We start from the raw sequence: 25,139 nt of genomic DNA, 5'->3' as shown, positions 1-25,139 counted from the left end.
TTACGCTTTAACTGCAGCTACAACTTTTTCTGCGGCATCAGACAAGCCGTTTGCAGAAATTAATTTCAAACCAGATTCATCAAGTAATTTAGCACCTAACTCAGCGTTGTTACCTTCTAAACGAACAACAACTGGAACAGTTACGTTTACTTCTTGAACCGCTGCAATAATCGCTTCAGCAATCATGTCACAACGTACGATACCACCGAAGATGTTGATTAAAACACCTTGTACAGATGTATCAGCAAGGATGATTTTGAACGCTTCGATTACGCGCTCTTTAGTTGCACCGCCACCAACGTCAAGGAAGTTTGCAGGCTGACCACCATAAAGTTTAATGATGTCCATAGTTGCCATTGCAAGACCAGCACCGTTAACCATACAACCGATGTTACCTTCTAAAGCAACATAGTTAAGATCAAATTCAGATGCTTTTAATTCACGCTCATTCTCTTGAGATTTGTCACGTAAAGCAGCAACTTTAGGTAAACGGTAAAGCGCGTTAGAGTCGATACCAACTTTCGCATCAACACATAAAATTTCGCCATTTTCACGAACTGAAAGTGGGTTAATTTCAAATAATGCAAAGTCATTTTCAACAAATGCTTGGTAAGCAGCTGTCATGATTTTTACAAATTGACCGATTTGCTTGTCTTTCAAATCTAATGCAAACGCAACTTCACGCGCTTGGAATGGTTGTAAGCCAACTAATGGATCAACTTCAACTTTGATAATTTTTTCTGGAGTTTCTTCAGCAACTTTCTCGATTTCTACACCACCTTCTGTAGAAGCCATGAAAGTAATACGACGGCTAGAACGATCTACAACCGCGCCCAAGTAAAGCTCACGCTCAACTGGATATACGTCTTCAGCAACAATAATGCTGTTTACTGGTTGACCATTTGCATCTGTTTGATACGTTACAAGACGAGTACCAATGATATTGTTTGCAAATTCGATAACGTCTTCTTTAGATTTTGCAACTTTAACGCCACCAGCCTTACCACGACCACCAGCATGAACTTGCGCTTTCATTACCGCGAATTTACCACCAAGCTGTTCAAATGCAGCAACTGCTTCGTCTGCATTGGTAGCCAAGATACCTTCTTGTACTGGCATACCATATTCTTTCAATAACGCTTTAGCTTGATACTCATGTAAGTTCATTTAGTTACCTACTTAACTTTGTTTGTTGTCTTCAATTTGCGCAACATTCTCATGTTGTATATGCAAATTGCTGTCTACGTCTTTCACCTTGATGCTTTTTTAATCACACCATCGAATGTGAAAAAGAGCGGAGAACCGCTCTTTATTTTATTTACGCTTACGTTGAATCGCGTGAATTGCACGACCATCTACAGCAAGTGCAGCTTCATGAACAACTTCAGAGAATGTTGGATGACCAAATGTCATTAACTGAAGATCTTCAACAGAAGATACAAATTCAAGAGCGATCATACCTTGGTGTACGATATCAGATGCAGCAGGTCCAATAACATGCATACCTAATAAACGGTCAGTTTTTGCATCAGCAACAAACTTAACAAAACCAGCACCTTCACCCGCCGCTAAAGCACGACCATTTACAGCAAAACCGAATTGACCAGTTTTAACTTCATGACCTTTTTCTTTAGCTTGTTCTTCAGTTAAACCAACCCAAGCCGCTTCCGGATGTGTATAAATAACAGAAATGATTGTGTCATAGTTCACTTGAGCTGCATGACCGTGAATACGCTCAACAGCCATTACACCTTCTTCCATTGCTTTATGAGCAAGCATTGGACCGCGAACTAAGTCACCAATCGCGTATACACCTTCTACAGAAGTTGCACAGTGATCGTTTACTTCTACTAGACCACGTTCAGTCAATTTAATGCCTGAATCATCTGCCAATAAACCTTCTGCGTAAGCTTTACGGCCTACACAAACGATTAATTTGTCAAAAGTCTGAGTTTTTTCTTCGCCACCTTGAGTGTATTTAACAGTCACTTCACGACCATTAACTTCAGTACCAGAAACTTTAGCACCAATACGAATATCAAGGCCTTGCTTAGTTAAAAGTTTTTGGTAGTCTTTCGCCAAAGCTTTATCAGCCATTGGTAAGAATGCATCCATTGCTTCGAAAACAACAACTTCAGCACCAAGACGACGCCAAACAGAACCAAGCTCTAAACCGATTACACCAGCACCAATTACACCTAAACGCTTAGGTACTTCTGGGAAGTTCAATGCACCAGTTGAATCAACAATAATATCTTGATCTACAGGAGCTACTGGAATATTTACAGGCACAGAACCAGACGCAAGAATAACGTATTTAGGTTCTAAAACTTGAGTTTCACCTTCATGAGAAACGAACTCAACTTTTTTACCAGCAAGTAATTTACCTGTACCTTTTAACCATTCAATACCATTGCCTTTAAGCAATTGATCGATACCACCAGTTAATTGGTCAACAATTTTGTCTTTACGAGCAAGAAGCTTAGCAAGATCAAAATTCACTTCACCTGTAGTGATACCGTGGTCAGCTAAGTGATGTACTGTATCTTCATAACGGTGAGAAGAGTCAAGTAATGCTTTAGAAGGAATACAACCTACGTTTAAGCATGTACCACCTAAAGATGGCTTACCGTTGTGAATACGTTTTTCGATACAAGCGACTTTAAAACCTAGTTGAGCAGCGCGAATCGCAGCTTCATAACCACCAGGACCACCGCCAATAACAACAAGATCAAACTGTTGAGACATTGTTTATCTCCATGGTCCGAGATAGAGGATCACTCTACCTCGGTAATATTATTCGAAGAAATTAAAGATCAAGGATGAGTTTAGCTGGCTCTTCTAACAATTCTTTGATTGCTACCAAGAAACCTACAGCTTCTTTACCATCGATCATACGGTGGTCATAAGAAAGTGCTAAATACATCATTGGCAAGATTTCAACTTGACCATTTACAGCCATAGGACGCTCTTGGATTTTGTGCATACCCAAGATACCAGTTTGTGGCTGATTCAAAATTGGAGTTGAAAGTAATGAACCGAAAGTACCACCGTTAGTGATTGTGAAAGTACCACCAGTCATTTCTTCGATAGACAATTTACCATCACGTGCTTTACCAGCATAAGCAGCAATACCTGCTTCAACTTCTGCATAGCTCATACGGTCAGTATCACGTAATACTGGAACAACAAGACCACGATCAGAAGATACTGCAACACCGATGTCATAGTAACCGTGATAAACAATATCATCGCCATCAATTGAAGCGTTTACAGCTGGGTAGCGTTTAAGTGCTTCAGTCGCAGCTTTAACAAAGAATGACATGAAGCCTAAACGAGCACCATGGCGTTTTTCAAACGCATCTTTATATTGCTTACGCAATTCCATGATTGGCTTCATGTTAACTTCGTTGAATGTAGTTAACATTGCTGTTTCTTGAGTAGCAGCAAGAAGACGCTCAGCAACACGCTTACGTAAACGAGTCATTGGAACACGTTTTTCGATACGTTCACCAACAGCTACACTTAACGGAGTAACGTTAGCAGCTGGTTTAGCTTGATGGTTTGCAACATCTTCTTTAGTGATACGACCACCACGACCAGTACCTTGTACGTCAGCAGCAGCAATACCAGATTCAGTTAAAGCTTTACGAACCGCAGGAGCTTGGTCAGATACAGTTTCTGTACGTTCAACAACAGGCGCTGCACCAGCTTGAGTTTGAGCAACTGCTTGTTCTACTGCTGCAGGAGCAGCAGCTGCGCCAGCACCAGCTTCAAACTGAGCAATTACTTCGTCAGAAAGAACTGTATCGCCTTCATCTTTAATGATCGCAACTAAGCTACCATCAGCAGGAGCAACCACTTCTAAAACAACTTTGTCGGTTTCAATATCACAGATCACTTCGTCACGTGATACAGGTTCACCCACCTTTTTGTGCCAAGTTGCGATGGTTCCATCTGCAACAGACTCTGGGAATACCGGTGCTTTAATTTCGGTTGCCATTATTGAGAATCTCCTGATTGTTCAGCTTCGATTGCCAATGCATCATTAATTAGCTGAGCTTGTTGTTTTGCATGCAAGTACGGTGAGCCACAAGCTGGTGCAGCAGAAGCTTCACGACCTGCAAAACTGATACGGATTTGTTTGCCAGATTTTAAGATATCATCATATAAACGCGGTGCGATAAATAACCATGCGCCTTGATTCTTCGGCTCTTCTTGTGCCCAAACAAGTTCTTTTACGTTTGGATATGCAGCCAAGATTTCAGCAAGACGCTGCTCTGGATATGGATACAACTGTTCAATACGTACAATTGCGACATTAGTTAAGTTTTGCTCACGACGTTTTTCAAGTAAGTCGTAATAAACTTTACCACCACAAAGTACAAGACGAGTTACATCTGACTTGTTAATTTGATCGATTTCGTCAATTACAGTTTGGAATGAACCATTTGCAAGCTCTTCTAAAGTAGAAGTCGCAAGTTTATGACGAAGTAAAGATTTCGGTGACATTACAATCAATGGCTTACGAATTGGGCGTACAGCTTGACGACGTAATGCGTGGAAAATCTGTGCAGGTGTCGTTGGAGTGATCACTTGCATATTATCTTCAGCACATAACTGTAAGAAACGTTCTAAACGAGCTGATGAGTGTTCTGGGCCTTGACCTTCGAAACCGTGTGGTAACAACATTGTTAAACCACAAACACGTTCCCACTTAGTTTCACCAGAAGCAATGAACTGGTCAATTACAACCTGAGCACAGTTTACGAAGTCACCAAATTGTGCTTCCCAAATAATTAAGCTCTTAGGAATTGTAGTTGCGTAACCATATTCAAATGCAAGAACAGCTTCTTCAGATAAAAGAGAGTCGTAAATCGCAAAACGTGGTTGGTTCTCTTTAACATGACAAAGAGGAATGTAAGTTGAACCATCAGCTTGGTTATGCAATTTCGCATGACGGTGTGAGAAGGTACCACGACCCACGTCTTCACCAGTAATACGAACTAGATAATCTTCATCTAATAAAGTTGCATAAGCTAAAGTTTCTGCTGCACCCCAGTTTAATGGAGTTTCACCAGTTTGCATTTTTACGCGGTCTTCAATTACTTTTTGAACCTGACGCTGCATTACAAACCCTTCAGGAAGTTTGCTCATGCCCTCGCCTAATTCTTTAAGGCGATTCAAGTCAAATGAAGTATCCCAATCGTCTGTGTAGTCATGGCCCAAATATGGAGTCCAATCAACAAACATTTTGGTATTTGGCTCAAGCACTAAAGCATTCGCCACATGATTACCAGCTTCTAAATCAGAACGGTAATCTTCAACCATTTGGTCAGCTTCAGCACGATCAAGTATTTTCTCTTGAACAAGTTGATCAGCATAAAGTGTACGAGTAGTTGCTTTCTTAGCAATTACTTGATACATCAATGGTTGTGTACCAGATGGCTCATCTGCTTCGTTATGGCCGCGACGACGATAACAGAACAAGTCAATTACGACATCTTTACGGAATTCGTGACGGAAATCATGTGCTAATTGAGTAGCAAAGATAACAGCTTCAGGATCATCACCATTTACGTGGAAAATTGGTGCCTGAATCATTTTAGCAACGTCAGTACAATATTCAGTAGAACGTGCATCACGTGGATCAGAAGTTGTGAAACCTACTTGGTTGTTCACAATAATATGAACTGTACCACCAACCGTATAGCCACGAGTTTGTGACATTTGGAAGGTTTCCATGTTCACGCCCTGACCTGCAAATGCCGCATCACCATGAACAATAACTGGTAGTACGTCATCACCGCCAATGTCTCTACGACGTACTTGACGTGCACGTACAGAACCTTCAACTACAGGACCAACAATTTCCAAGTGAGATGGGTTAAATGCCAATGCCAAGTGAACTTCGCCACCCGGAGTCATTACATTACTTGAGAAACCTTGGTGGTATTTAACGTCGCCAGAACCTTTTTTATGAATTGATTTACCTTCGAACTCACCAAATAAGTCCGCAGGGTTTTTACCCATAATATTCACAAGAAGGTTTAAACGGCCACGGTGTGGCATACCGATAACAACTTCTTTACAACCTACAGCACCAGCACGCTGAATAATCTCGTTTACCATAGGAATAAAAGATTCGCCGCCTTCAACACCAAAGCGTTTAGCGCCAACGTATTTATTACCTAAGTATTTTTCAAGACCTTCTGCAGCTGTTAAACGCTCTAAGAAGCCTTTCTTTTGATCATTTGTGTAATTGAATTTACCACGAACACTCTCAAGACGTTGTTGAATCCAACGCTTTTCTTTTGTGTCCACGATATGCATGTATTCAACACCGATTGAACCACAATAGATTGCTTCCATTGCTTCAATCATTTCAGCAAGTGTTGCTTCACTCTTGCCGATCTCAAGATTGCCTGTATTGAATACTGTGTCTAAATCTGATTTGGTTAAACCGTGAGCTGAAAGATCTAAATCTGGAATCTCTTCACGCTTAGCAAGACCTAATGGATCTAATTTAGCTTTTTGATGTCCGCGATTACGATAAGCAGCAATAAGTTGTAAAACGCCAATTTGACGACGCTCATGCTCAGTACTTACAGTACTTTGTACAACAGGTTGAACACGATTAGCATTACGTCCTAGTAATAGGAATTGCTCACGCACAGCGCTGTGTGGTTGGTCACCCTTTGGATATTTATCGAAATATTGGCGCCAGTCCTCAGCTACAGAGGTTGGGGAAGTCAGGTACTGCTCGTAAAGTTCTTCAATATACGCTGCACTATCAGCGGAAAGTTCAGTGTCAAGACGCAATGCGTCAGCAACTTCTTGCATTTGTGGACCCATTTCCTATTGCAAAAAATATTACAGGCTGCCTTTTAAGCATACCCATGATGCATAATGCCAAATTGGTAAAAAAGGCATTACTTACCCAACAGGTCACTAAGACCATGGGGCGTCATACTACCTAGAGAGAAAACTCCATAGGTAATTAATGAATCACAACGCCCTCAATGGCATCATCACTCACCTTATACTCGATTAAAACCGAGCAATTTTTTGCAAATCTTTTTAGAAAAATTAACTTTAAAATTAACTTTTCTAAAATGACTTTAACCATAAAAATTAAGCACAGATCTAAGATCGTGCTACTTAAATTAATTTCACTAGTATACGCTTTTTTCACCTATAACTTTGTGGCAAATCGTATCATGTTCTTAAACAACGATTGATTTTTTTGACACATACCACCTATAAATTGGCGAAATACATAAGCGATTTTATCTTTTAATATACGGTGCAATATATAAAATCCTCGCTCTTTTCGACCAAAGTCTAAAGTTTACATTATAAAGTTAAAAAAAAACGCACATCAAGGATGCGCGTTTTCTATTTGTGCAGAATTAACCCGCTTGATCTAATAGCATATTACGGATGTGACCGATTGCTTTAGTAGGGTTTAGTCCTTTAGGACATACTGACACACAGTTCATAATACCTTTACAACGGAACAAACTGAATGGATCGTCAAGACGAGCCAAACGGTCTGCAGTAGCAGTATCACGAGAGTCGATGATAAAACGGTATGCATTCAACAATGCTGAAGGACCCAAGAATTTATCAGGGTTCCACCAGAATGATGGGCATGAAGTTGAACAACATGCACAAAGAATACATTCATACAAACCATTTAAGTGTTCACGCTCTTCAGGAGACTGTAAACGCTCTTTAGGTGGAGCTGGTTGGTTATTGATCAAGAATGGCTGAATTTTGTCATATTGATCATAGAATTGGTTCATATCAACAACCAAATCTTTAACAACCGGCAAACCTGGTAATGGACGAATTACAATTTTCTCAGGCAGGTCGTTTAAATTCCATAAACAAGCCAAACCATTTTTACCATTAATGTTTACACCATCCGAACCACAAATACCTTCACGGCATGAACGACGGAACGTTAATGATTCATCTTGAACCTTCAAAGCAAGTAATGCATCAAGCAACATACGGTGCTTATCAGTCAATTCAAGCTTGAAAGTTTGCATGTACGGCGCTTTATCCTTATCAGGATCATAGCGGTAGATTTCGAATGTACGAGTACCTCTACTCATCTTTATACTCCCGATTAGAATGTACGTGGTGCTGGTGGAATTGCATCAACAGTCAACGGCTTGAAGCGCACTGGCTTATATTCCAAACGGTTGTCTGATGAATACCATAAAGTATGCTTCATCCACTCATCATCACGGCGACCGTATGAATAAGTTGGGTGATCAGCTGGCAATTCATAATCAACTACAGTATGCGCACCACGACATTCTTTACGCGCAGCAGCTGAAATTAATGTAGCTTTTGCAACTTCATATAAGTTTTCAACTTCAAGCGCTTCAACACGTGCAGTGTTAAATACTTTAGATTTATCTTTCAAGTGAATGTTGCGCACACGTGGCTCAAGAGCAAGAATCTCTTTAACACCTTTATCAAGCAAAGCTTGAGTACGGAATACACCAGCGTGGTCTTGAACGATATCACGAATCGCATCAGCAACTTCTTGTGCATTTTCACCAGAAGTTGATTCATCCAACTTACGTACGCGATCTAATGTTTGCTCTAATACGTTTGTTGGAAGCGGTGCATATTCATCACCATGATGCTTAGTTACGTAGTCGATAATGTGCTCACCAGCAGCTTTACCAAATACAACCAAGTCAAGAAGTGAGTTAGTACCTAAACGGTTTGCACCATGTACTGATACACAAGAACATTCACCAATTGCATAGAAACCTTTTACAGGTTTAGTGTAGTTGTCTGTACCTGCTTCAGGTAAGCACACTTGACCATGCATATTTGTAGGAATACCACCCATTTGATAATGGATTGTTGGTACTACAGGAATTGGTTCTTTAGTAATGTCAACATTCGCGAATTTTTTACCAATCTCAAATACAGATGGTAAACGCTTCATGATTGTGTCAGCACCTAAGTGGGTCATATCAAGTAAGATATAATCACCTTTTGGACCACAACCACGACCTTCTTTAATTTCTTGGTCCATAGAACGTGATACGAAGTCACGTGGAGCCAAGTCTTTTAAAGTTGGTGCATAACGTTCCATGAACGGTTCGCCGTCTTTGTTACGAAGGATCGCACCTTCACCACGACAACCTTCAGTCAACAATACGCCTGCGCCCGCAACACCTGTTGGGTGGAATTGCCAGAATTCCATATCTTGTAATGGAATACCAGCACGAGCAGCCATACCAAGACCGTCACCAGTGTTGATATAAGCATTCGTTGATGCACGGTAAACACGACCAGCACCACCGGTCGCAAACAATGTCGCTTTTGCTTGGAATACTGCGATATTACCAGTTTCTTGGTCAATCGCTGTTACACCAAGAACATCACCTGCTTCGTTACGGATCAAATCAAGAGCGATCCATTCAACGAAGAACTGAGTGCCCATTTTCACGTTGCTTTGATAAAGCGTGTGTAATAATGCGTGACCAGTACGGTCAGCAGCAGCACAAGCACGTGGAACTGGTTTATCACCATAGTTCGCAGAGTGACCACCGAACGGACGCTGGTAAATTGTACCATCAGCGTTACGGTCAAAAGGCATACCCATGTGTTCAAGTTCATATACAACTTTTGGTGCTTCACGACACATAAATTCAATTGCGTCTTGGTCACCTAACCAGTCAGAACCTTTTACCGTATCGTAAAAGTGGAAATGCCAGTTATCTTCTTGCATGTTACCTAACGACGCACCGATACCGCCCTGAGCAGCAACTGTATGTGAACGTGTCGGGAAAACTTTAGTAAGTACTGCAACTTTCAAACCTGCTTGAGCAAGTTGGTAAGATGCACGCATACCAGAACCACCACCACCAACGATAACTGCATCGAAAGTGAGGTTTTGAATATTTGAATAATCTTCTTTAGGGGTTATCGCGCCCATGATATCTTCCTATCAATTCGCCCAGAAAATCTGGATACCCCAGATTGCGTACACAAACACTGCAATAATGACAGCCGTCGTCAGTACAAGGCGTAAACCTTTCGCTGAAGGACCCATTTGACGAGTAGTGACATAGTCAGTGAAAACTTGCCACATACCAATCCATGCGTGTGCGATAAGCGATAAAATTGCCAATAAAGAAAAAATCTTCATTGGTAATGTCATCATGAAGCCAGCCCACTGTTGATAGTCAAATCCACCTTTGCAGAGAATCCAACCAAAAAGAACAACAGTATAAGCTGCTAATACAACCGCACTTACACGCTGGATAAACCAATCACGAGAACCTGAACCAGTTAAACCTGTAGCACTTTTCATTAGAACATAATCCATACAAAGGCTGCGATAATGGCTACCACAGATAAGATCAATGAAATTGTCGCTGCAATACGACCACTTTGCAGTTCTTCAGCAAAACCTAAATCTGCAAGTAAGTGCTTAACTCCAGCAATAAAGTGGAATATCAAGCCGGCTGCAAATACCCAAACAACAAAACGTACAAGGATATTTCCAAAAACGACATTTTTAACGTAGTCAAATCCTTCTGGTGAAGATAATGATTTATCTAGAATCCATAAGAGAACTGGTACTAATAAGAAAACGATGACACCTGATAAACGGTGTAAAATTGATGCAATAGCCACGGGTGAGCGTAAATTTACCGCTAACACCTGACCCATGGACAAATTGACAGGTCTGTTGCTTTTCACAGCGGGCATCCTGTAGGTAGAAACTCCGACCGGAGTTTGTTGAATTAATTCCAAGGAAAGCTGGCATTGTTAGGCAAGCACAGCTCATGCCTAACCTATAAACGACACTGAATTATAAAACGCGAAGTATCAAAATACAAACAATCCACTTTGCCATTTCAGCAAAAAACCATTAAATAAGAATCATTCAAAACAATATTACATTATTAGGTCAATAAAAAAACTATACCTATATACATCATGTCCTTGTTTAAAATAACTTTTTATTTAATTTCATTTTTTCTGAAATTTCTTTTAAATAAGCCGATTTTAGACTAAAGATAAAGTTATAAATTCCTCATATCAATAGAAAAATGATCGCAATACCCTCCTATTTTCAATGTGAGTCACATTTTCAAATAAGTGAACAGACTTATATTTCAGTTAGATATTAAGCGATCTACACTAATTTTTCGAAAGTGAATTTCATTAAAAAACAGTTCTTATGATTTTAAACTCGTCTGATAAGCTATTTTTTATACAATTAAACTTAAAAAAAGAACAATATTCTTTGTTACAACTAAATAAAAATACAATTTTTTTTGAGTATAAATTTGAAATTACATCATGAGTTTTATGATTTTTTTAAGCGGAGTGGCATTTTCTACCGTCTTATTATTCTGAATTGCAATTTATAAATTTGCTTACAATTGTACTCATCCTTCATTTTTTTTCTGCACGTTCTTGTTGAATTGACTTATTATACCATCCCGATGCAGTGATTTTACTGACTTTTTTGCTCGGGTCTTGATGACTAACTCTCTGTGGGAACGTCATTTTTTATCCATAAGTATAATTGACAAAATTTCAGTACTCACTAATCTTATAGCAAATTTTGACACCGTCTGATTCGCACATGAGAACATTAGGATTTCGAGTCAGATCAACATTCACCAGGACAGGAGATCTATTGAATGTCTGAAGCAAATGGCAAAAAAGCCGTATTACATCTTGATGGCAAAGAAATTGGATTACCAATCTACAGTGGCACTTTAGGTCCAGATGTAATTGATGTCAGCAGCATACTGAAAGAAGGTCATTTTACTTTCGATCCTGGTTTTATGGCGACAGCCGCATGCGAATCTAAAATTACTTTTATTGATGGTGACAAAGGTATTTTATTACACCGCGGCTACCCAATTGATCAGTTAGCAACTCAAGCAGACTATCTTGAAACTTGTTATTTATTATTAAATGGTGAGCTTCCAACTGCTGAACAAAAAGTTGAGTTTGATACGAAAGTACGTGCTCACACTATGGTTCACGATCAAGTTAGCCGTTTCTTCAATGGTTTCCGTCGTGATGCTCACCCAATGGCGATCATGGTCGGTGTTGTAGGTGCATTATCTGCGTTCTATCACAACAACCTAGATATTGAAGACATCAACCACCGTGAAATCACTGCAATTCGCTTAATTGCAAAAATTCCAACACTTGCTGCTTGGAGTTACAAATATACAGTAGGTCAACCATTCATCTATCCACGTAACGATTTAAGTTATGCGGAAAACTTCTTGCACATGATGTTTGCTACTCCTGCTGACCGTGATTACAAAGTTAATCCTGTTCTTGCTCGCGCAATGGATCGTATTTTCACGCTTCATGCTGACCATGAGCAAAATGCTTCTACATCTACAGTACGTCTTGCTGGTTCTACTGGTGCAAACCCGTATGCATGTATCTCTGCTGGTATCTCTGCACTTTGGGGACCTGCTCACGGTGGTGCAAACGAAGCAGTTCTTAAGATGCTTGATGAAATCGGTAGCGTTGAAAACGTTGCAGAGTTCATGGAAAAAGTTAAACGCAAAGAAGTTAAACTTATGGGCTTCGGTCACCGCGTTTACAAAAACTTCGATCCACGTGCTAAAGTGATGAAGCAAACTTGTGACGAAGTTCTTGAAGCATTAGGTATCAACGATCCTCAATTAGCACTTGCTATGGAACTTGAGCGTATCGCATTGAACGACCCGTACTTCGTTGAGCGTAAACTTTACCCTAACGTAGACTTCTACTCAGGTATCATCCTTAAAGCGATTGGTATCCCAACAGAAATGTTTACTGTAATCTTCGCTCTTGCTCGTACAGTTGGTTGGATCAGCCACTGGTTAGAAATGCACAGCGGCCCTTACAAAATCGGTCGTCCTCGTCAGCTTTATACTGGTGAAACTCAACGCGACATCAAACGTTAATATTCGAAAGAAAATTAATGAAAAAAAAGCTGCCTTCTGGCAGCTTTTTTATTTACGTCTTTTCTACTCTAGACTTATTCTTCTTCATACATAGTTAACAAGTGATGGCTAATTCCATCTGCTCGCAACCAAGCCAACTCATAGCTCGCTTTAGCCAAAGCCAAAACACGTCTTTCGAACTCAACCCATATGGTTTTGACTTGAGACTCCGAAATACCCAAACCACTCTCGTGTGCTAGATGTTTATTCTTTTCACATATCTTTAAAGCGTGATAAAGCTTACGGCCTTGGCTCGCCCCTTCCATTAACCGAACACGCTTACTTAAAATGAAGCCCTCAACATGCTGTAAGTCCGCATGAGGCAGCATCGGTACTAAGATTTGATTCAACTGATCGTCTAAACGCTTCCATACAGCCAAACGCTGCTCTGCCGTATAAGTATTCCATTGAATCACCTCGTGATTAAAACGACGACAACCACGACAAACCTGATCACCAAAAACTGTTGAACAACGCCCTGCACATGGGGTGAGAGAGAGCGTTCGATGATCATTACTCAAAACAAACTCCTTAAATAAACCATATACTTTTTATGGTTTTCTCGCTTATTACAAATTTTCGCGCTAAAATATGCGCCTTAAATTTCTATCTTAATACATTTGGAGTTTTCCATGAACGCTACTGTAGAACAGCTTGCACCTGTAGAACAGCAAGCGACCGCAGGTTGGGTTGTTGCCGCACTATATCAATTTAAAGAAGTTCAAGATCCTGCCGATCTTCAACAACGCTTATTAGACTTAGTGAAAACAATTAATCTTTGCGGAACTCTGATTGTAGCAGGTGAAGGAATTAATGGTACTGTTGCTGGCGATCGCGTAGCAATTGATACGTTACATCAATTTTTGCTCAATGAAGGCTTCGTCTCTATGGAATACAAAGAATCCCATAGTTCTGACAAGCCTTTCCGCAAAATGAAAATTAAGCTTAAAGAAGAAATTGTAACTTTAGGCGTTGAAGTTAAACCTCGCGACTTAGTGGGTCACTACCTTGATCCTAAAGAGTGGAATGATTTAATTGCTCGTGATGATGTAATTTTAATCGACACACGTAATGATTACGAATATAAAGCGGGTACATTTAAGGGCGCGATTGACCCTAAAACAGAAACATTCCGTGAATTCCCAGAATACGTTAAGAAAGAATTAGAGCAACATAAAGATAAAAAAATTGCGATGTTCTGTACTGGTGGTATTCGCTGTGAAAAATCAACGTCTTTACTTCTTCAAGAAGGATTTAAAGAGGTTTACCACCTTAAAGGCGGTATTCTTAAGTACCTAGAAGAAACCCCTGCTGATGAAAGCTTATGGGAAGGCGAATGTTTCGTATTTGACGGACGTACTGCTGTAACTCATGGCGTCGAAGAAGGCGTTAACATTAAATGTCATGCTTGTGGTTGGCCTTTAACTCCTGAAGAGTCGGCTCTACCTAGTTATGAACACGGTGTTTCTTGCGTTTATTGCATCGACAAGACCACAGAAAAGCAAAAAGCTGGTTTCCGTATGCGACAGTCACAAATTGCTGCTGCAAAACGTAAACGCCTATAAAACTATAATATAGTTTTTAAAGGGCATTTAGAATTCTAACTGCCCTTTTTTATTTTATATCACTAAATTTTTCGTAATAAAAAACGCCCTAGAAAGGACGTTATTTATTATTTCTTCTAATAAATTAATTTGGAGTATGGTACATCAAATATAATTCATTCAAATTATCTGGGATTTCTTCTGCCAGTTCATCCATTAACTGTCCATTACGACGGAAAGATTCCATCTGTGGATCTTCTTCATCAATTCCACTAAATACCATCATTGGTAAAGTTAAATCAATTAATTGTTCTTCATATTCAGGTGCAAACCATGCATCTTCATTTAAGAACATTGCATCAACAAATCCAACACTCCAGTCACCTAAGCTAGACTCAACATCGGCTTCTTCAATTTCAAACGGAAATTCAATTCCATTTTCATTTGCTAAGTCTTGTCGAATTGACTCTAACCACGCTTTGATCTGCTGAATAATTTCGGCAGGAACTTTTTTATGGTTATTATCAAATAATTCATCTAACCAACGATCAAACTGAGGGCCTACTGCAATTGCACACAGAAAACCATGAGTTGCAGCGAAATCTAGACCATACTCATTGTGGTCTCCATCTAGATATTCACTTAATTGGTCTAAATCTAACGCACTCATTGTGTTACCTGACTATAAAAAAGAAATCTACGATAGCATAGCATCTAAGCTGACGATGCCCTATTCAGATTTGATTAGTCTTCATCATCAAGATCATCATCGTCTAAATCGTAATCAAAATCTTTTAACTCACGCTCCAAACGGCGTTGAGCCAATAGATCATCAATTAATCTACGTTTTTCTAATGATTCTTTCGCAGTGATTTTGCCTGATGACTCATCAAAACCGACATCATCATCATCACCGTAGTTATCATCTAATTCAAAATCTGTAGAAGACACTAAAACTACCTCTAATGAAAAAATGTGAATGGGTCTAGCCGCTATTTATCTTGGTTATTTAAACGTGTCAAGTTTTATTTATATTTTTTTCATTAAACTGCATATTTGTACTTTTTTTCGCCCAAAAAATTGTGTATTTATAAACCTGAACTATTTTTTTGATCAGAAAAAAATTCTATGATCTTTTCGATGATTTAACCTTGAAAAAAATGATTTTAGCCCAATATTCAAAAAACAGACGTGAATTCAAAGATATTTTTTATTTAACGGTTGCTGATCAAAGCCAAAACATTTCAAGCAAATTGTGCTATCATGCACGGTTTTTCACTGCCACAGATTCAACAAAGAGTAAGCAAAGATGAGCGATATGCATTCCCCTACTTCTCAAGTAGCGGCTCTGATTAGCCGAGGCAAAGAACAAGGTTACTTAACTTACGCTGAGGTTAACGATCATCTGCCGGACTCGATTACTGAAAGCGAACAGATTGAAGACATTATTCAAATGCTTCAAGACGTTGGTATTCCTGTACACGAGCGTGCACCTGAATCTGACGATACCATGTTCGGTGAGTCGGCTGACGCAACTGATGAGGTTGCTGAAGAAGAAGCTGCTGCCGTACTTGCATCGGTTGAAAATGAGCCTGGACGTACGACAGACCCTGTACGTATGTACATGCGTGAAATGGGTACAGTTGAGCTGTTAACCCGTGAAGGTGAAATCAGCATTGCCAAGCGTATTGAAGAAGGTATCCGTGATGTCCTTAATTCAATTGCTTACTGGCCAAATGCTGTTGAAGTTGTATTAAAAGAATATAATGATTTCTTAACTGGCGAACGCCGTCTTGCCGATATTTTATCTGGCTACCTCGATCCTGAAACTGATGAAGATATTCCAGAAGTTTTAGAAGAAGTTGAAGAGCTTGAGGAAGACGAGTCATCTTCAAAAGCAACGAAAGAAGTTAAGCTTGATGATGACGATGAAGAAGAAGAGTCTGAAGGTGATGACGACTCTGAAGGTGATTCAGGTCCAGACCCAGAAGTTGCAAAAGTTCGTTTCACCGAGCTTGAAGCTGCTTGGGCTAAAACAAAAGCTGTTGTTGAAAAACATGGTCGTAACAGCCCAGAGGCAGAAGAAGCTTTAGAAGCTTTAGCTACTGTGTTTATGATGTTTAAATTTACACCACGTTTATTTGACATCATCTCTGAAATGATCCGTGGTACACATGAGCAAATTCGTGCCAATGAACGTGAAATCATGCGTTATGCAGTACGTCGTGGCCGTATGGATCGTACTCAATTCCGTACATCTTTCCCTAAACAAGAATCTAATCCAGCTTGGTTAGATGAACAAATTGCTAAAGCCCCTGCTGAAATCAAGGCGCATTTAGAAAAAGTTCGTCCAGATGTTTTAGCATTCCAACAAAAGATTGCAGATATTGAGAAAGAGCTTAGTTTAAGCGTTGCTGAAATTAAAGATATCTCTAAACGTATGGCGATTGGCGAAGCGAAAGCACGTCGTGCCAAGAAAGAAATGGTAGAAGCCAACCTCCGTTTGGTAATTTCGATTGCGAAGAAATATACTAACCGTGGTTTACAGTTCCTTGACTTGATTCAAGAAGGGAACATTGGTTTGATGAAAGCTGTAGACAAGTTTGAATACCGTCGTGGTTATAAATTCTCGACCTATGCAACTTGGTGGATTCGTCAGGCGATTACCCGTTCGATTGCCGATCAGGCTCGTACGATTCGTATTCCAGTGCACATGATTGAAACGATTAACAAGATCAACCGTGTATCTCGTCAATTGTTACAAGAAATGGGCCGTGAACCAACACCTGAAGAATTAGGTGAACGTTTAGAAATGGATGAAGTTAAGGTTCGTAAAGTACTTAAAATTGCTAAAGAACCAATTTCAATGGAAACACCCATTGGTGATGATGAAGATTCGCATCTTGGCGATTTCATTGAAGATCAAAACATCACTTCTCCAATTGATGCTGCGACTTCAGAAGGCTTAAAAGAAGCAACTCGTGAAGTATTGGAAAACTTAACTGAACGTGAAGCGAAAGTATTGAAGATGCGTTTTGGTATTGATATGCCAACCGATCACACACTTGAAGAAGTTGGTAAACAATTTGACGTAACACGTGAACGTATCCGTCAGATTGAAGCGAAAGCATTGCGTAAATTACGCCACCCTTCTCGTTCTGAACACTTACGTTCTTTCTTGGAAAATGACTAAGTTTTGAAAGCTTGAAATTTCAAAACCAAGCCCCATTTAATAGAAAGAGCTATAAACGCCTGCGCTAATGCAGGCGTTTCAAATCATGAGGTAACTTATGTTAGACCGCACTCCATCTCGCGAACTACAAGAACATCTTTGGGTATTTCCGATGGATTATCCAATTAAACTTATTGGCGATGCGGGTGAAGAATTACGTGTTGCTGTAGTCGATATCTTAGTGAAACATTTCCCAGACTTCGATCACTCAACATTAAAAGTTCAAGAATCTCGCACTGGCAAGTATCATTCTTTAACAGCACAATTGCGCTTTGAAGAATTGGAACAAGTTCATGCACTTTATGCTGACTTGGCTGCTTGTCCGCAGATTAGAACTGCGCTTTAATTTTAAGTTCTTCAATAAATACCACAGTCAGGCATTCTTACTGTGGTATTTTTTTGGAAATTTTAAAACCGCCACACCACGAAAAACCTTACAAATATTTAGAATTCCTTTTATAAAATCCTTTAAAATTACAAGGTTTTCGGCTTTATCTAGTAGATATTCACTGGACGCCGCATAAACTAACCTACAGGAAGATATTGTGATGAGCCTTGATAAACCTAACTTAATCATTCGGCAATGGAACGATTTACAAGATTATCAAAGCAAATTTGAAACCATGAAACTCTTAACAAATGAGCGAGATCAAAATACGCCCGATGAGTTATGGTTACTTCAGCATCATAATGTTTTAACTCAAGGTCAAGCTGGCAAACCTGAACATATCCTCATTTCATCAGATATTCCTGTAGTACAAACTGATCGTGGAGGGCAAGTAACTTGGCATGGACCTGGTCAACTTGTGGCTTACTTTATGTTTGATCTTAATCGTCTAAAATGGAACGTACGAACGTTAGTCAGTTTTGCTGAACAATTCATGATAGATGTTTTAAAAAAATATGGAATTGAAGCGTATGCTAAGCCTGATGCACCGGGAGTATATGTAGATGGCCGTAAGATTGGTTCCTTAGGTTTTAAAATCCGTCGTGGCCGTAGCTACCATGGGTTAGCGCTAAATCTGGACTGTGCCCTAGACGGGTTCCAGACAATCAATCCTTGTGGCTACGCAGGTTTAGAAATGGTGCGTATACAAGATTTGGTGACTCCTTATCCATCATTCACTCAACTTTGCCAAGACTTTATTGAGTATATTAAGAACACGGGGTACTTTAATGACCCAGAAGTCAAAACCGAATAAATCGCTTTGCGATGAAATAAAAATGGATTAGAGTAATTACTCTAAATTTGCTTTTGCATAATTTTAACAAGGGATACGCGAGTGATTTCGACAAAAGCTGTAAAGCCTACTCTGCAACTTGCCTACGTTAAGCTCATGATGGATGTTGTTGGTCGTGGCTTAGTCATGGCGAGTCAAGTGGACACTGAAATACAAGAGGAAGTATCTAAATTTCCTGTTCACTTTGTACTTTCAATGAATGTTTTCCCAAATGGACCAGCATTTTTTGCTCGAGTCACAGAAGACAAACAGTTAGAGCTACTCAAAAGAGCTGAAAGAAAGCCAGACTTAACTATTACATTCAAACATGTAACTCATGCCTTTTTAGTATTTTCTTTTCAAGAAAGTACTGCCCAAGCATTTGCTAATGACCGAATGATTGCTGATGGTGATGTATCTGCTGCCATTCGCTTAGTACGCTGTCTAAATAAAATGGAATCTCTTATTTTACCTAAATTGGTTGCGTCTCTTGCAGTCAAAGAATACCCAACCGAACTAACCCTAAAAGAAAAATTCAACGAAGCTGCAAATATTTATTTAAAAGTAGCTAAATCCTATTTCAAGCGGAGCGCATAACATGGCTAAACCATATTACGAATTCTTTTGTCCTGTAAAAGTCATTGCTGGTAATGCTGCGTTAGAACATATTCCGTTTGAACTTGCGACTTTAGGCGCGAAACGCCCGCTCATCATTACAGATAAAGGTGTGCGCGCAAATGGCTTACTCAACCCGATTGAAGCTGCATTCAGCACGACTGATGCTGTCATTGGTCATGTTTTCGATGATGTCCCACCAGACTCAAGTTTAGAAGTTGTTCGTCTTGCAGCAGAAGCTTATCGTACAAACAAATGTGATGCGATTATTGCCGTAGGTGGTGGTTCAGTTATCGATACTTCTAAAGCAACTAACATTTTAGTGTCTGAAGGTGGAGATGACTTACTTCAATATTCTGGTGCACACAATCTACCAAAACCATTAAAACCATTTTTCGTAATCCCGACTACATCAGGTACGGGATCTGAAGTGACTATGGTTGCCGTGGTTTCAGATACGCAAAAGAATGTTAAGTTAGCGTTCGCTTCTTATTACCTAATGCCACATGCAGCGATTCTAGATCCACGTATGACGCTTACATTGCCTCCTCATTTAACGGCAATGACAGGTATGGATGCATTAACACATTGTGTTGAAGCTTATACATGTATGGCTGCTAATCCACTTAGTGATGCTTATGCAAGTGCTGGCATTAAAAAAATCAGCGAGAACTTATTTAATGTCTTAGAAAATCCAAATGACTCACAAGGTCGTTTAGAACTAGCACAAGCCTCTACAATGGCGGGAATTGCATTTTCTAACTCAATGGTAGGCCTTGTACACTCTTTAGGTCATGCTTTAGGTGCTGTGGCTCACCTGCCTCACGGTTTATGCATGAATTTATTCTTGCCCTATGTACTTGAATACAATAAGCAAGTAAATGGCCAGAAAATTGGTGAGTTACTATTGCCCTTAGCCGGTGCTGATATCTATGCCCAAACTCCAGCAACCCAACGTGCAGACAGAGCGATTGCTACGATTTTAGCAATGCGTGATCGTCTATTTACTTTAACTAAGTTACCACGCACTTTACACGAAACAGGCAAAGTAACTGAAGCACAGCTCGATGAAGTTGCAGAGAAAGCACTAAATGATGGCTCAATTATTTACAATCCTAAAGAAGCAAGCCTAAAAGATATCCGAGATATCTTACAAAAGGCATGGTAATACCATAAGTTAAATTAAAAAAATTCTCATAAAATCCTGATTTTTATATAAAATCAGGATTTTTTTTATAGATGTGAATCTGTATTCATCATTTTATTTGTAAATATGGCAAAAAATTTGCTAAAAAATCGATGAAAGTACTGACAATTTGCATCAATTTAGGATAGATTGGCGCACTTTATCTTTTTCTGTAGGGGGGATCGTTCGTCTCAAACGATCCTTAACACCAAGCTGATCCTTGATCAACGATTATGAGGATAACGCCGTTGACAACTATCTCTGGGACTCCGTCTGTAGTTAAACTACAAAAAACGTTAGGTCTTTGGCATATTATTATTATTGGTTTAGCCTATATTCAGCCAATGACATTATTTGACACATTCGGTCTAGTTTCCGAAGAAAGTCATTACCATGTTCCGACTTCGTATATTTTTGCATTAATTGCAATTTTGCTAACATCAATTAGTTACGGACATATGATTAAGCGCTATCCGTCTTCAGGTTCAGCTTATACTTATGCACAAAAATCCATCCATCCCAATGTTGGATTTATGGTCGGTTGGTCATCTTGGTTAGATTATTTGCTTTCACCAATGGTCAATATTATTTTGGCTGGTATTTATCTTGATGCATTATTCCCTACAGTCAATCATTGGGTATGGGTGATTGTATTAACAGCGTTCATGACTGGTATTAACTTACGCGGTGCACGTTTTGTTGCTAATTTTAATAGCCTCATTGTATTTGTACAGTTACTCGTGATCGGTATATTTACTTATCTGGTCTATAGCAAATTACAAATGGGCTATAATGCAGAAGGTCCAATTACAGAAGCAACCCGTTATCAGTTATGGAGCTTAGAGCCTTTCTGGAATGAGTTGACATCCGTAGGAGCATTGGTCACTGGTGCAACATTACTTTGCTTCTCGTTTACCGGGTTCGACTCTTTAAGTTCTTTAGCAGAAGAAACAAAAGATACTGAAAAAACATTACCTAAAGCGATTTTCTTAACAGCACTTATCGCTGGAGTAATCTTTGTCATCAGTACTTACTTCATGCAAATTTACTTCCCTAATGACCCTAAAAACTACTTTGAAGATGTTGCAGCAACACAGCCAGACATTTTATTACTAGTAGGTGGTTCATTATTTCAGTCATATGTTCTTGCTTTTGCAATCATTACTGTCATGGCATCTGGTATTTCAGCTCATGCAGGTGTATCACGCTTGATGTATGCGATGGGACGTGATGGTGTAATCAATAAAAAAATCTTTGGTCATGTTAGTCCAAAAAATTATACGCCTTCATACAATATTCTTATTGTAGGTGTTGTAGCACTAGCAGCAGGCTTCATGAGCTTAGATATTGTCATTTCAATGATTAGCTTTGGGGCATTAACGGCATTCACATTTGTTAATTTATCCGTGATTTCACGTTATGCTTTACGTGATGGCCGCACGAAGAATTTCAAAGATATTTTTAACTTCGTCATTATTCCACTTCTTGGTTTCTTTAGTATCTTCGCCTTATGGCTTGAGATTGAAGAGACGGCCTTAAAATATGGTTTGTGGTGGGCAATGTTCGGTATTTTATATCTAGGTTATAAAACCAAAGGATTTAAATATCAGGCACCACAACATAATGAACATGAGTAACCCATTGTAAAAAAGGCGCTTTAAGCGCCTTTTTTTTATAGGTCAGATTAACCAAAAATTTTATTGACAATACTTTGCACACGTTGAGCATAAAGCTTCGCTGTTTCAAGGTCACCAGTAGGAACTTCCTCTACACTTGCATCAGAAGGCGATTGAACTAAAAGCCCAACTGAACCACCTAAGTTATTCACATCTTCACGTGTTGCGTCTTTTGTATTCGCAGGTAATAAACCAAGACTTACCCAAATTCCACCATGCTGCGATGCTAAAGTTTGTAATTGGATGAGAGTTACTTGCTTATCACCATTTAAGCTCGCGCTGTTTGTGAAACCTGCAAATACTTTATCTTGCCAACCACGTGTAAACCATACTTTTGAAGTTGCATCAGCAAACTTTTTAAACTGCCATGGTGCTGTGCCCATATAAGTCGGAGTACCAAAGACAATCCCCTTCGCATCATTTAATGTCTGCCAATCTTGATCAGTAATATTCCCCTCTTGATCAATTTGGATGAGCTGCGCATTAATTTCATTTGCAAACGTTTCAGCCACTACCTTGGTATGGCCATAACCAGAGAAATATACAACCGCGATATTAGAGTTAGACATGGGAGAAAACCTTTGTTTTATTAAATTCCACTTTATGATATATTTTAGAAACTAGGTGTCAATTAGTTACTAGTTGGTAACTAGGGTAATTTTTTAAGAAATTAGCAGGTAAATACTATGAATGAGTGTCTAAAATATAATGTTTTTCAACAACATTGCCCTGCTCGTTTATTTTTTGAAAAAATTGCAGATAAGTGGGTTTTATTGATTTTAAATGTGCTTGAAGAGGAAACTCAGCATTTCAATTTACTCAAAAAGAATATTCAAGGAATTTCGCCGAAAGTGCTATCTCAAAAATTAAAATTGTTGGAAAGAGATGGTTTTATCGAACGTAAAATCCAGAATACTTCTCCTATTCGTGTTGATTACTCACTGACTTCTTTAGGGCAAAATGTAGCTGCAATGGCATTCCAATTAAAGGAATGGGCTGAAACCAATATTGAACAGGTTTTAGCAGCCCAAATGACTTATGATGAAAAAGTACTAGAACAGGCTTAACTTAGAGTTCCTCTAAAATTTCAATGAACTTTATCGATTAGGCTGTGTTCTTAACTTAAAGATGGCTCAACTTAATTAATTTTAATCGGTTCAGGTGACGCACTTATTTTAAATTGAATAGTTAAAGGTTCGCATTGTTTTAACTCCTGACCATTTTTCAAATAGCTACTTTCTAAACCATATTTCCAAGTACCATTCATGATTTCAAATGCAGGATAATTGACAATAAAAGTTTTGGTTTCATTAGGCTGGTACTCGTAGGTTTGAGTCTCTTTACACTCATTTTCTGGATAAGAACGCTTTGTATTTCCAAGTAAATAGAGTTGTAAAGGTACATAACACGCAGGTTGCTTTTCTTGTATTTTCTCTAATCCCTTATTAGTTTGAGTAATTTGCAAAGCAATTGTGCCGTTTAGAGTTAACTGCTGCGCATATTTAAAAACTGTTTCTTTTTCTATGGGTTCACGCGTTACATTATTAAGAAACTGTAATTTACGCTGTAGGCCATAACAATCATCTTCAACAGGAGCAGGTAACCAGATTTCATTATCTTTTGAGTCACCTTTCTCTCCATCAGCTGGTGTCTCATAATCACCCGGTTTACCAGGTTTAGTCGGATATCCCGACCCTCCTAAACTGGCGCCGCCTGCAAATAAATCCTCTCCGCAGGCGGTCAAAAGACCGCCTATTAAAATCAAGCTCATGGATATTATTAATTTTTTATAAGTTGTTTTCGTCATATTGATAAGCTCCGAAACGGAAAGTTTTAGTTGCACCCTTTTTTCCTTCATCTAGTGCACAACGTTCAATGGCTAACTTGAGTACTTGTAGTGATAAATCTTCCCATAAGCGCAAACTTGCTTCTTTGAGTAAAGTGATTGATTCATCTGTTAGTTCATCAGCAAAAATTGCTTGTTCTAAATAGGGTTCTTTTTCTGGTTCAAATAAATTATGAACTCCGGCAGCTAAATGTGCTTCTAAATTACTTGTTAATAATTTTCGAACTTCGAATTGCTCCACATCAGGCATAAAACTACGCTGCTGTAACATCACAAGGCCATCTTCTTCTTTGACAATATTAAGGCGTTCGAGTTCGTTCAAAATAGATCGCGGATGTTTTTCAGTTGAAACTTTCTTTACTAAATTTTCAAAGCTAATCTGATCATTACTTACAAATGGAATTTTTTCTGCCAAACCCTCTGCAAGCCACAAACCAATCACCCTAGCAGGCACACTTACTGGCTCTGCTACTTTTGCCTCTGTTAAAGGCTGCCCAGCCTGCATCGCCTTTTTAAATGCATTGACGTCTTTGCGATGTAAACCTGAAAGTAAACTAACTGCTGAATCAGTTGGCTTTTGCTCTATACGCTCTAGCTCAGTTAAAGCCTGTTGATAGAAAACTGGTTTTAAAGCAGTCACAAAGTCGTTATATCCAACTCCCGAACGAATTAACCACTGTGTCAGGTATTCCATTAACATTAATACCTGCTTTTGATTAAGTTCTGCATTGTTCGTTTGGAGTGTGGTCATAGGGTAACAATTTTCCTTCATATTTGAAAAACAGTATGGGCCGAGCAATTGTCACACTG

25 protein-coding genes are annotated in these 25,139 nt (G+C 39.2%); 10 read left to right on the top strand and 15 right to left on the bottom strand.

Translation table 11 applies throughout. The features are described from left to right. From sucC to sdhC, 9 genes are all read right to left on the bottom strand, one after another. Positions 1-1,167: an ADP-forming succinate--CoA ligase subunit beta gene (gene sucC / locus HLV59_RS03840; protein ID WP_171429369.1), complete on the bottom strand. Its 1,167-nt coding sequence runs from the start codon at positions 1,165-1,167 to the stop codon at positions 1-3. Positions 1,168-1,314: 147 nt separating this feature from the next. Then, positions 1,315-2,748 carry a dihydrolipoyl dehydrogenase gene (gene lpdA / locus HLV59_RS03835; protein ID WP_016143314.1) on the bottom strand — a complete coding sequence of 478 codons (1,434 nt, stop codon included), beginning with the start codon at positions 2,746-2,748 and terminating at the stop codon, positions 1,315-1,317. 61 nt (positions 2,749-2,809) lie between these two features. Further along, positions 2,810-4,003 (bottom strand): 2-oxoglutarate dehydrogenase complex dihydrolipoyllysine-residue succinyltransferase, encoded by a 1,194-nt coding sequence (odhB, locus tag HLV59_RS03830; RefSeq protein WP_016143315.1) that lies wholly within the window; start codon positions 4,001-4,003, stop codon positions 2,810-2,812. Then, positions 4,003-6,843, bottom strand: a complete 2,841-nt coding sequence (locus tag HLV59_RS03825; RefSeq protein ID WP_016143316.1) for a 2-oxoglutarate dehydrogenase E1 component — start codon at positions 6,841-6,843, stop codon at positions 4,003-4,005. Before HLV59_RS03825 ends, odhB begins: the two co-directional genes overlap by 1 nt. Positions 6,844-7,000: 157 nt before the next feature. Beyond that, positions 7,001-7,129, bottom strand: coding sequence for a hypothetical protein (locus HLV59_RS03815; RefSeq protein ID WP_002116082.1), 129 nt, complete (start codon positions 7,127-7,129; stop codon positions 7,001-7,003). 283 nt (positions 7,130-7,412) lie between these two features. Beyond that, entirely contained in the window at positions 7,413-8,123 is a 711-nt protein-coding gene (locus HLV59_RS03810) for a succinate dehydrogenase iron-sulfur subunit (RefSeq protein WP_002116292.1), read from the bottom strand. 14 nt (positions 8,124-8,137) lie between these two features. Next, positions 8,138-9,973 (bottom strand): succinate dehydrogenase flavoprotein subunit, encoded by a 1,836-nt coding sequence (gene sdhA / locus HLV59_RS03805; protein WP_002116225.1) that lies wholly within the window; start codon positions 9,971-9,973, stop codon positions 8,138-8,140. A gap of 12 nt (positions 9,974-9,985) precedes the next feature. After that, positions 9,986-10,351 carry a succinate dehydrogenase, hydrophobic membrane anchor protein gene (gene sdhD / locus HLV59_RS03800; RefSeq protein ID WP_000833672.1) on the bottom strand — a complete coding sequence of 122 codons (366 nt, stop codon included), beginning with the start codon at positions 10,349-10,351 and terminating at the stop codon, positions 9,986-9,988. Beyond that, the gene (gene sdhC, locus HLV59_RS03795) at positions 10,351-10,752 is read right to left on the bottom strand and encodes a succinate dehydrogenase, cytochrome b556 subunit (RefSeq protein WP_075384165.1); all 402 of its coding nucleotides are present in this window, start codon (positions 10,750-10,752) and stop codon (positions 10,351-10,353) included. The genes sdhD and sdhC overlap by 1 nt, the downstream gene beginning before the upstream one ends. A 475-nt stretch (positions 10,753-11,227) precedes the next feature. Here sdhC and HLV59_RS03790 point away from each other — a divergent pair, with 475 nt between their 5' ends. Further along, complete coding sequence (locus HLV59_RS03790; RefSeq protein WP_079381127.1) at positions 11,228-11,353, top strand: hypothetical protein; 126 nt, start codon at positions 11,228-11,230, stop codon at positions 11,351-11,353. Positions 11,354-11,696: 343 nt separating this feature from the next. Continuing rightward, on the top strand, positions 11,697-12,971 hold the full coding sequence (gene gltA, locus HLV59_RS03785) for a citrate synthase (RefSeq protein WP_002116327.1): 1,275 nt from the start codon (positions 11,697-11,699) through the stop codon (positions 12,969-12,971). 74 nt (positions 12,972-13,045) lie between these two features. Here gltA and HLV59_RS03780 read toward each other — a convergent pair whose 3' ends face one another. Next, positions 13,046-13,531: a DUF1289 domain-containing protein gene (locus HLV59_RS03780; RefSeq protein ID WP_005064555.1), complete on the bottom strand. Its 486-nt coding sequence runs from the start codon at positions 13,529-13,531 to the stop codon at positions 13,046-13,048. Between the two features lie 111 nt (positions 13,532-13,642). Between HLV59_RS03780 and trhO the strand changes: the two genes are divergently transcribed. Then, a complete protein-coding gene (gene trhO, locus HLV59_RS03775; RefSeq protein WP_171429368.1) occupies positions 13,643-14,575 on the top strand; it encodes an oxygen-dependent tRNA uridine(34) hydroxylase TrhO in 933 nt (310 codons plus the stop codon). Between the two features lie 124 nt (positions 14,576-14,699). Here the strand turns inward: trhO and HLV59_RS03770 are convergent, their stop codons facing one another. Both HLV59_RS03770 and HLV59_RS03765 read right to left on the bottom strand, forming a co-directional pair. Continuing rightward, on the bottom strand, positions 14,700-15,224 hold the full coding sequence (locus HLV59_RS03770; RefSeq protein WP_002116105.1) for a YecA/YgfB family protein: 525 nt from the start codon (positions 15,222-15,224) through the stop codon (positions 14,700-14,702). Positions 15,225-15,298: 74 nt separating this feature from the next. Then, positions 15,299-15,505, bottom strand: coding sequence for a PA3496 family putative envelope integrity protein (locus HLV59_RS03765; RefSeq protein ID WP_002116495.1), 207 nt, complete (start codon positions 15,503-15,505; stop codon positions 15,299-15,301). A gap of 358 nt (positions 15,506-15,863) precedes the next feature. Here HLV59_RS03765 and rpoD point away from each other — a divergent pair, with 358 nt between their 5' ends. From rpoD to HLV59_RS03735, 6 genes are all read left to right on the top strand, one after another. Further along, a complete protein-coding gene (gene rpoD / locus HLV59_RS03760; protein WP_171429367.1) occupies positions 15,864-17,747 on the top strand; it encodes an RNA polymerase sigma factor RpoD in 1,884 nt (627 codons plus the stop codon). A 97-nt stretch (positions 17,748-17,844) separates the two neighbouring features. After that, entirely contained in the window at positions 17,845-18,132 is a 288-nt protein-coding gene (locus tag HLV59_RS03755; RefSeq protein WP_002116017.1) for a YbeD family protein, read from the top strand. Between the two features lie 202 nt (positions 18,133-18,334). Beyond that, positions 18,335-18,988 (top strand): lipoyl(octanoyl) transferase LipB, encoded by a 654-nt coding sequence (lipB, locus tag HLV59_RS03750; RefSeq protein WP_016143319.1) that lies wholly within the window; start codon positions 18,335-18,337, stop codon positions 18,986-18,988. An 81-nt stretch (positions 18,989-19,069) separates the two neighbouring features. Continuing rightward, positions 19,070-19,603, top strand: coding sequence for a hypothetical protein (locus tag HLV59_RS03745; RefSeq protein ID WP_005072911.1), 534 nt, complete (start codon positions 19,070-19,072; stop codon positions 19,601-19,603). Between the two features lies 1 nt (position 19,604). Then, positions 19,605-20,789 carry an iron-containing alcohol dehydrogenase gene (locus HLV59_RS03740; RefSeq protein WP_171429366.1) on the top strand — a complete coding sequence of 395 codons (1,185 nt, stop codon included), beginning with the start codon at positions 19,605-19,607 and terminating at the stop codon, positions 20,787-20,789. A gap of 251 nt (positions 20,790-21,040) precedes the next feature. Next, on the top strand, positions 21,041-22,444 hold the full coding sequence (locus tag HLV59_RS03735) for an APC family permease (RefSeq protein ID WP_016143321.1): 1,404 nt from the start codon (positions 21,041-21,043) through the stop codon (positions 22,442-22,444). 47 nt (positions 22,445-22,491) lie between these two features. On the opposite strand, the gene HLV59_RS03730 is transcribed toward HLV59_RS03735, so the two are convergent. Further along, positions 22,492-23,052: a flavodoxin family protein gene (locus tag HLV59_RS03730; protein ID WP_171429365.1), complete on the bottom strand. Its 561-nt coding sequence runs from the start codon at positions 23,050-23,052 to the stop codon at positions 22,492-22,494. 117 nt (positions 23,053-23,169) lie between these two features. Here HLV59_RS03730 and HLV59_RS03725 point away from each other — a divergent pair, with 117 nt between their 5' ends. After that, positions 23,170-23,550: a winged helix-turn-helix transcriptional regulator gene (locus HLV59_RS03725; RefSeq protein ID WP_171429364.1), complete on the top strand. Its 381-nt coding sequence runs from the start codon at positions 23,170-23,172 to the stop codon at positions 23,548-23,550. Between the two features lie 71 nt (positions 23,551-23,621). Here HLV59_RS03725 and HLV59_RS03720 read toward each other — a convergent pair whose 3' ends face one another. Then, a complete protein-coding gene (locus HLV59_RS03720; protein WP_171430574.1) occupies positions 23,622-24,254 on the bottom strand; it encodes a hypothetical protein in 633 nt (210 codons plus the stop codon). Positions 24,255-24,270: 16 nt separating this feature from the next. Further along, the gene (locus HLV59_RS03715; protein ID WP_016143325.1) at positions 24,271-25,080 is read right to left on the bottom strand and encodes a DUF6502 family protein; all 810 of its coding nucleotides are present in this window, start codon (positions 25,078-25,080) and stop codon (positions 24,271-24,273) included. Between the last annotated feature and the right edge of the window lie 59 nt (positions 25,081-25,139).

Origin of the sequence: Acinetobacter lactucae, from assembly GCF_013122135.1 — a bacterium.
GTDB lineage: Bacteria > Pseudomonadota > Gammaproteobacteria > Pseudomonadales > Moraxellaceae > Acinetobacter > Acinetobacter lactucae.
Note: the sequence above shows the minus strand (reverse complement) of the source record. Positions and strands in the feature narration are given on the sequence as shown.

Excerpts from the sequence above, each read along its gene's own strand:
- HLV59_RS03770 (WP_002116105.1), bottom strand. The coding sequence starts at position 15,224 with ATGAGTGCGTTAGATTTAGACCAATTAAGTGAATATCTAGATGGAGAC.
- HLV59_RS03720 (WP_171430574.1), bottom strand. The coding sequence starts at position 24,254 with ATGAGCTTGATTTTAATAGGCGGTCTTTTGACCGCCTGCGGAGAGGAT.
- HLV59_RS03735 (WP_016143321.1), top strand. The coding sequence starts at position 21,041 with ATGAGGATAACGCCGTTGACAACTATCTCTGGGACTCCGTCTGTAGTT.
- HLV59_RS03825 (WP_016143316.1), bottom strand. The coding sequence starts at position 6,843 with ATGCAAGAAGTTGCTGACGCATTGCGTCTTGACACTGAACTTTCCGCT.
- trhO (WP_171429368.1), top strand. The coding sequence starts at position 13,643 with ATGAACGCTACTGTAGAACAGCTTGCACCTGTAGAACAGCAAGCGACC.
- sdhC (WP_075384165.1), bottom strand. The coding sequence starts at position 10,752 with ATGCCCGCTGTGAAAAGCAACAGACCTGTCAATTTGTCCATGGGTCAG.
- HLV59_RS03740 (WP_171429366.1), top strand. The coding sequence starts at position 19,605 with ATGGCTAAACCATATTACGAATTCTTTTGTCCTGTAAAAGTCATTGCT.
- sucC (WP_171429369.1), bottom strand. The coding sequence starts at position 1,167 with ATGAACTTACATGAGTATCAAGCTAAAGCGTTATTGAAAGAATATGGT.
- rpoD (WP_171429367.1), top strand. The coding sequence starts at position 15,864 with ATGAGCGATATGCATTCCCCTACTTCTCAAGTAGCGGCTCTGATTAGC.
- HLV59_RS03815 (WP_002116082.1), bottom strand. The coding sequence starts at position 7,129 with ATGGTTAAAGTCATTTTAGAAAAGTTAATTTTAAAGTTAATTTTTCTA.
- HLV59_RS03755 (WP_002116017.1), top strand. The coding sequence starts at position 17,845 with ATGTTAGACCGCACTCCATCTCGCGAACTACAAGAACATCTTTGGGTA.
- lipB (WP_016143319.1), top strand. The coding sequence starts at position 18,335 with ATGAGCCTTGATAAACCTAACTTAATCATTCGGCAATGGAACGATTTA.
- gltA (WP_002116327.1), top strand. The coding sequence starts at position 11,697 with ATGTCTGAAGCAAATGGCAAAAAAGCCGTATTACATCTTGATGGCAAA.
- sdhD (WP_000833672.1), bottom strand. The coding sequence starts at position 10,351 with ATGAAAAGTGCTACAGGTTTAACTGGTTCAGGTTCTCGTGATTGGTTT.
- odhB (WP_016143315.1), bottom strand. The coding sequence starts at position 4,003 with ATGGCAACCGAAATTAAAGCACCGGTATTCCCAGAGTCTGTTGCAGAT.
- HLV59_RS03715 (WP_016143325.1), bottom strand. The coding sequence starts at position 25,080 with ATGACCACACTCCAAACGAACAATGCAGAACTTAATCAAAAGCAGGTA.
- lpdA (WP_016143314.1), bottom strand. The coding sequence starts at position 2,748 with ATGTCTCAACAGTTTGATCTTGTTGTTATTGGCGGTGGTCCTGGTGGT.
- HLV59_RS03810 (WP_002116292.1), bottom strand. The coding sequence starts at position 8,123 with ATGAGTAGAGGTACTCGTACATTCGAAATCTACCGCTATGATCCTGAT.
- HLV59_RS03790 (WP_079381127.1), top strand. The coding sequence starts at position 11,228 with ATGATTTTAAACTCGTCTGATAAGCTATTTTTTATACAATTAAACTTA.
- HLV59_RS03730 (WP_171429365.1), bottom strand. The coding sequence starts at position 23,052 with ATGTCTAACTCTAATATCGCGGTTGTATATTTCTCTGGTTATGGCCAT.
- sdhA (WP_002116225.1), bottom strand. The coding sequence starts at position 9,973 with ATGGGCGCGATAACCCCTAAAGAAGATTATTCAAATATTCAAAACCTC.
- HLV59_RS03725 (WP_171429364.1), top strand. The coding sequence starts at position 23,170 with ATGAATGAGTGTCTAAAATATAATGTTTTTCAACAACATTGCCCTGCT.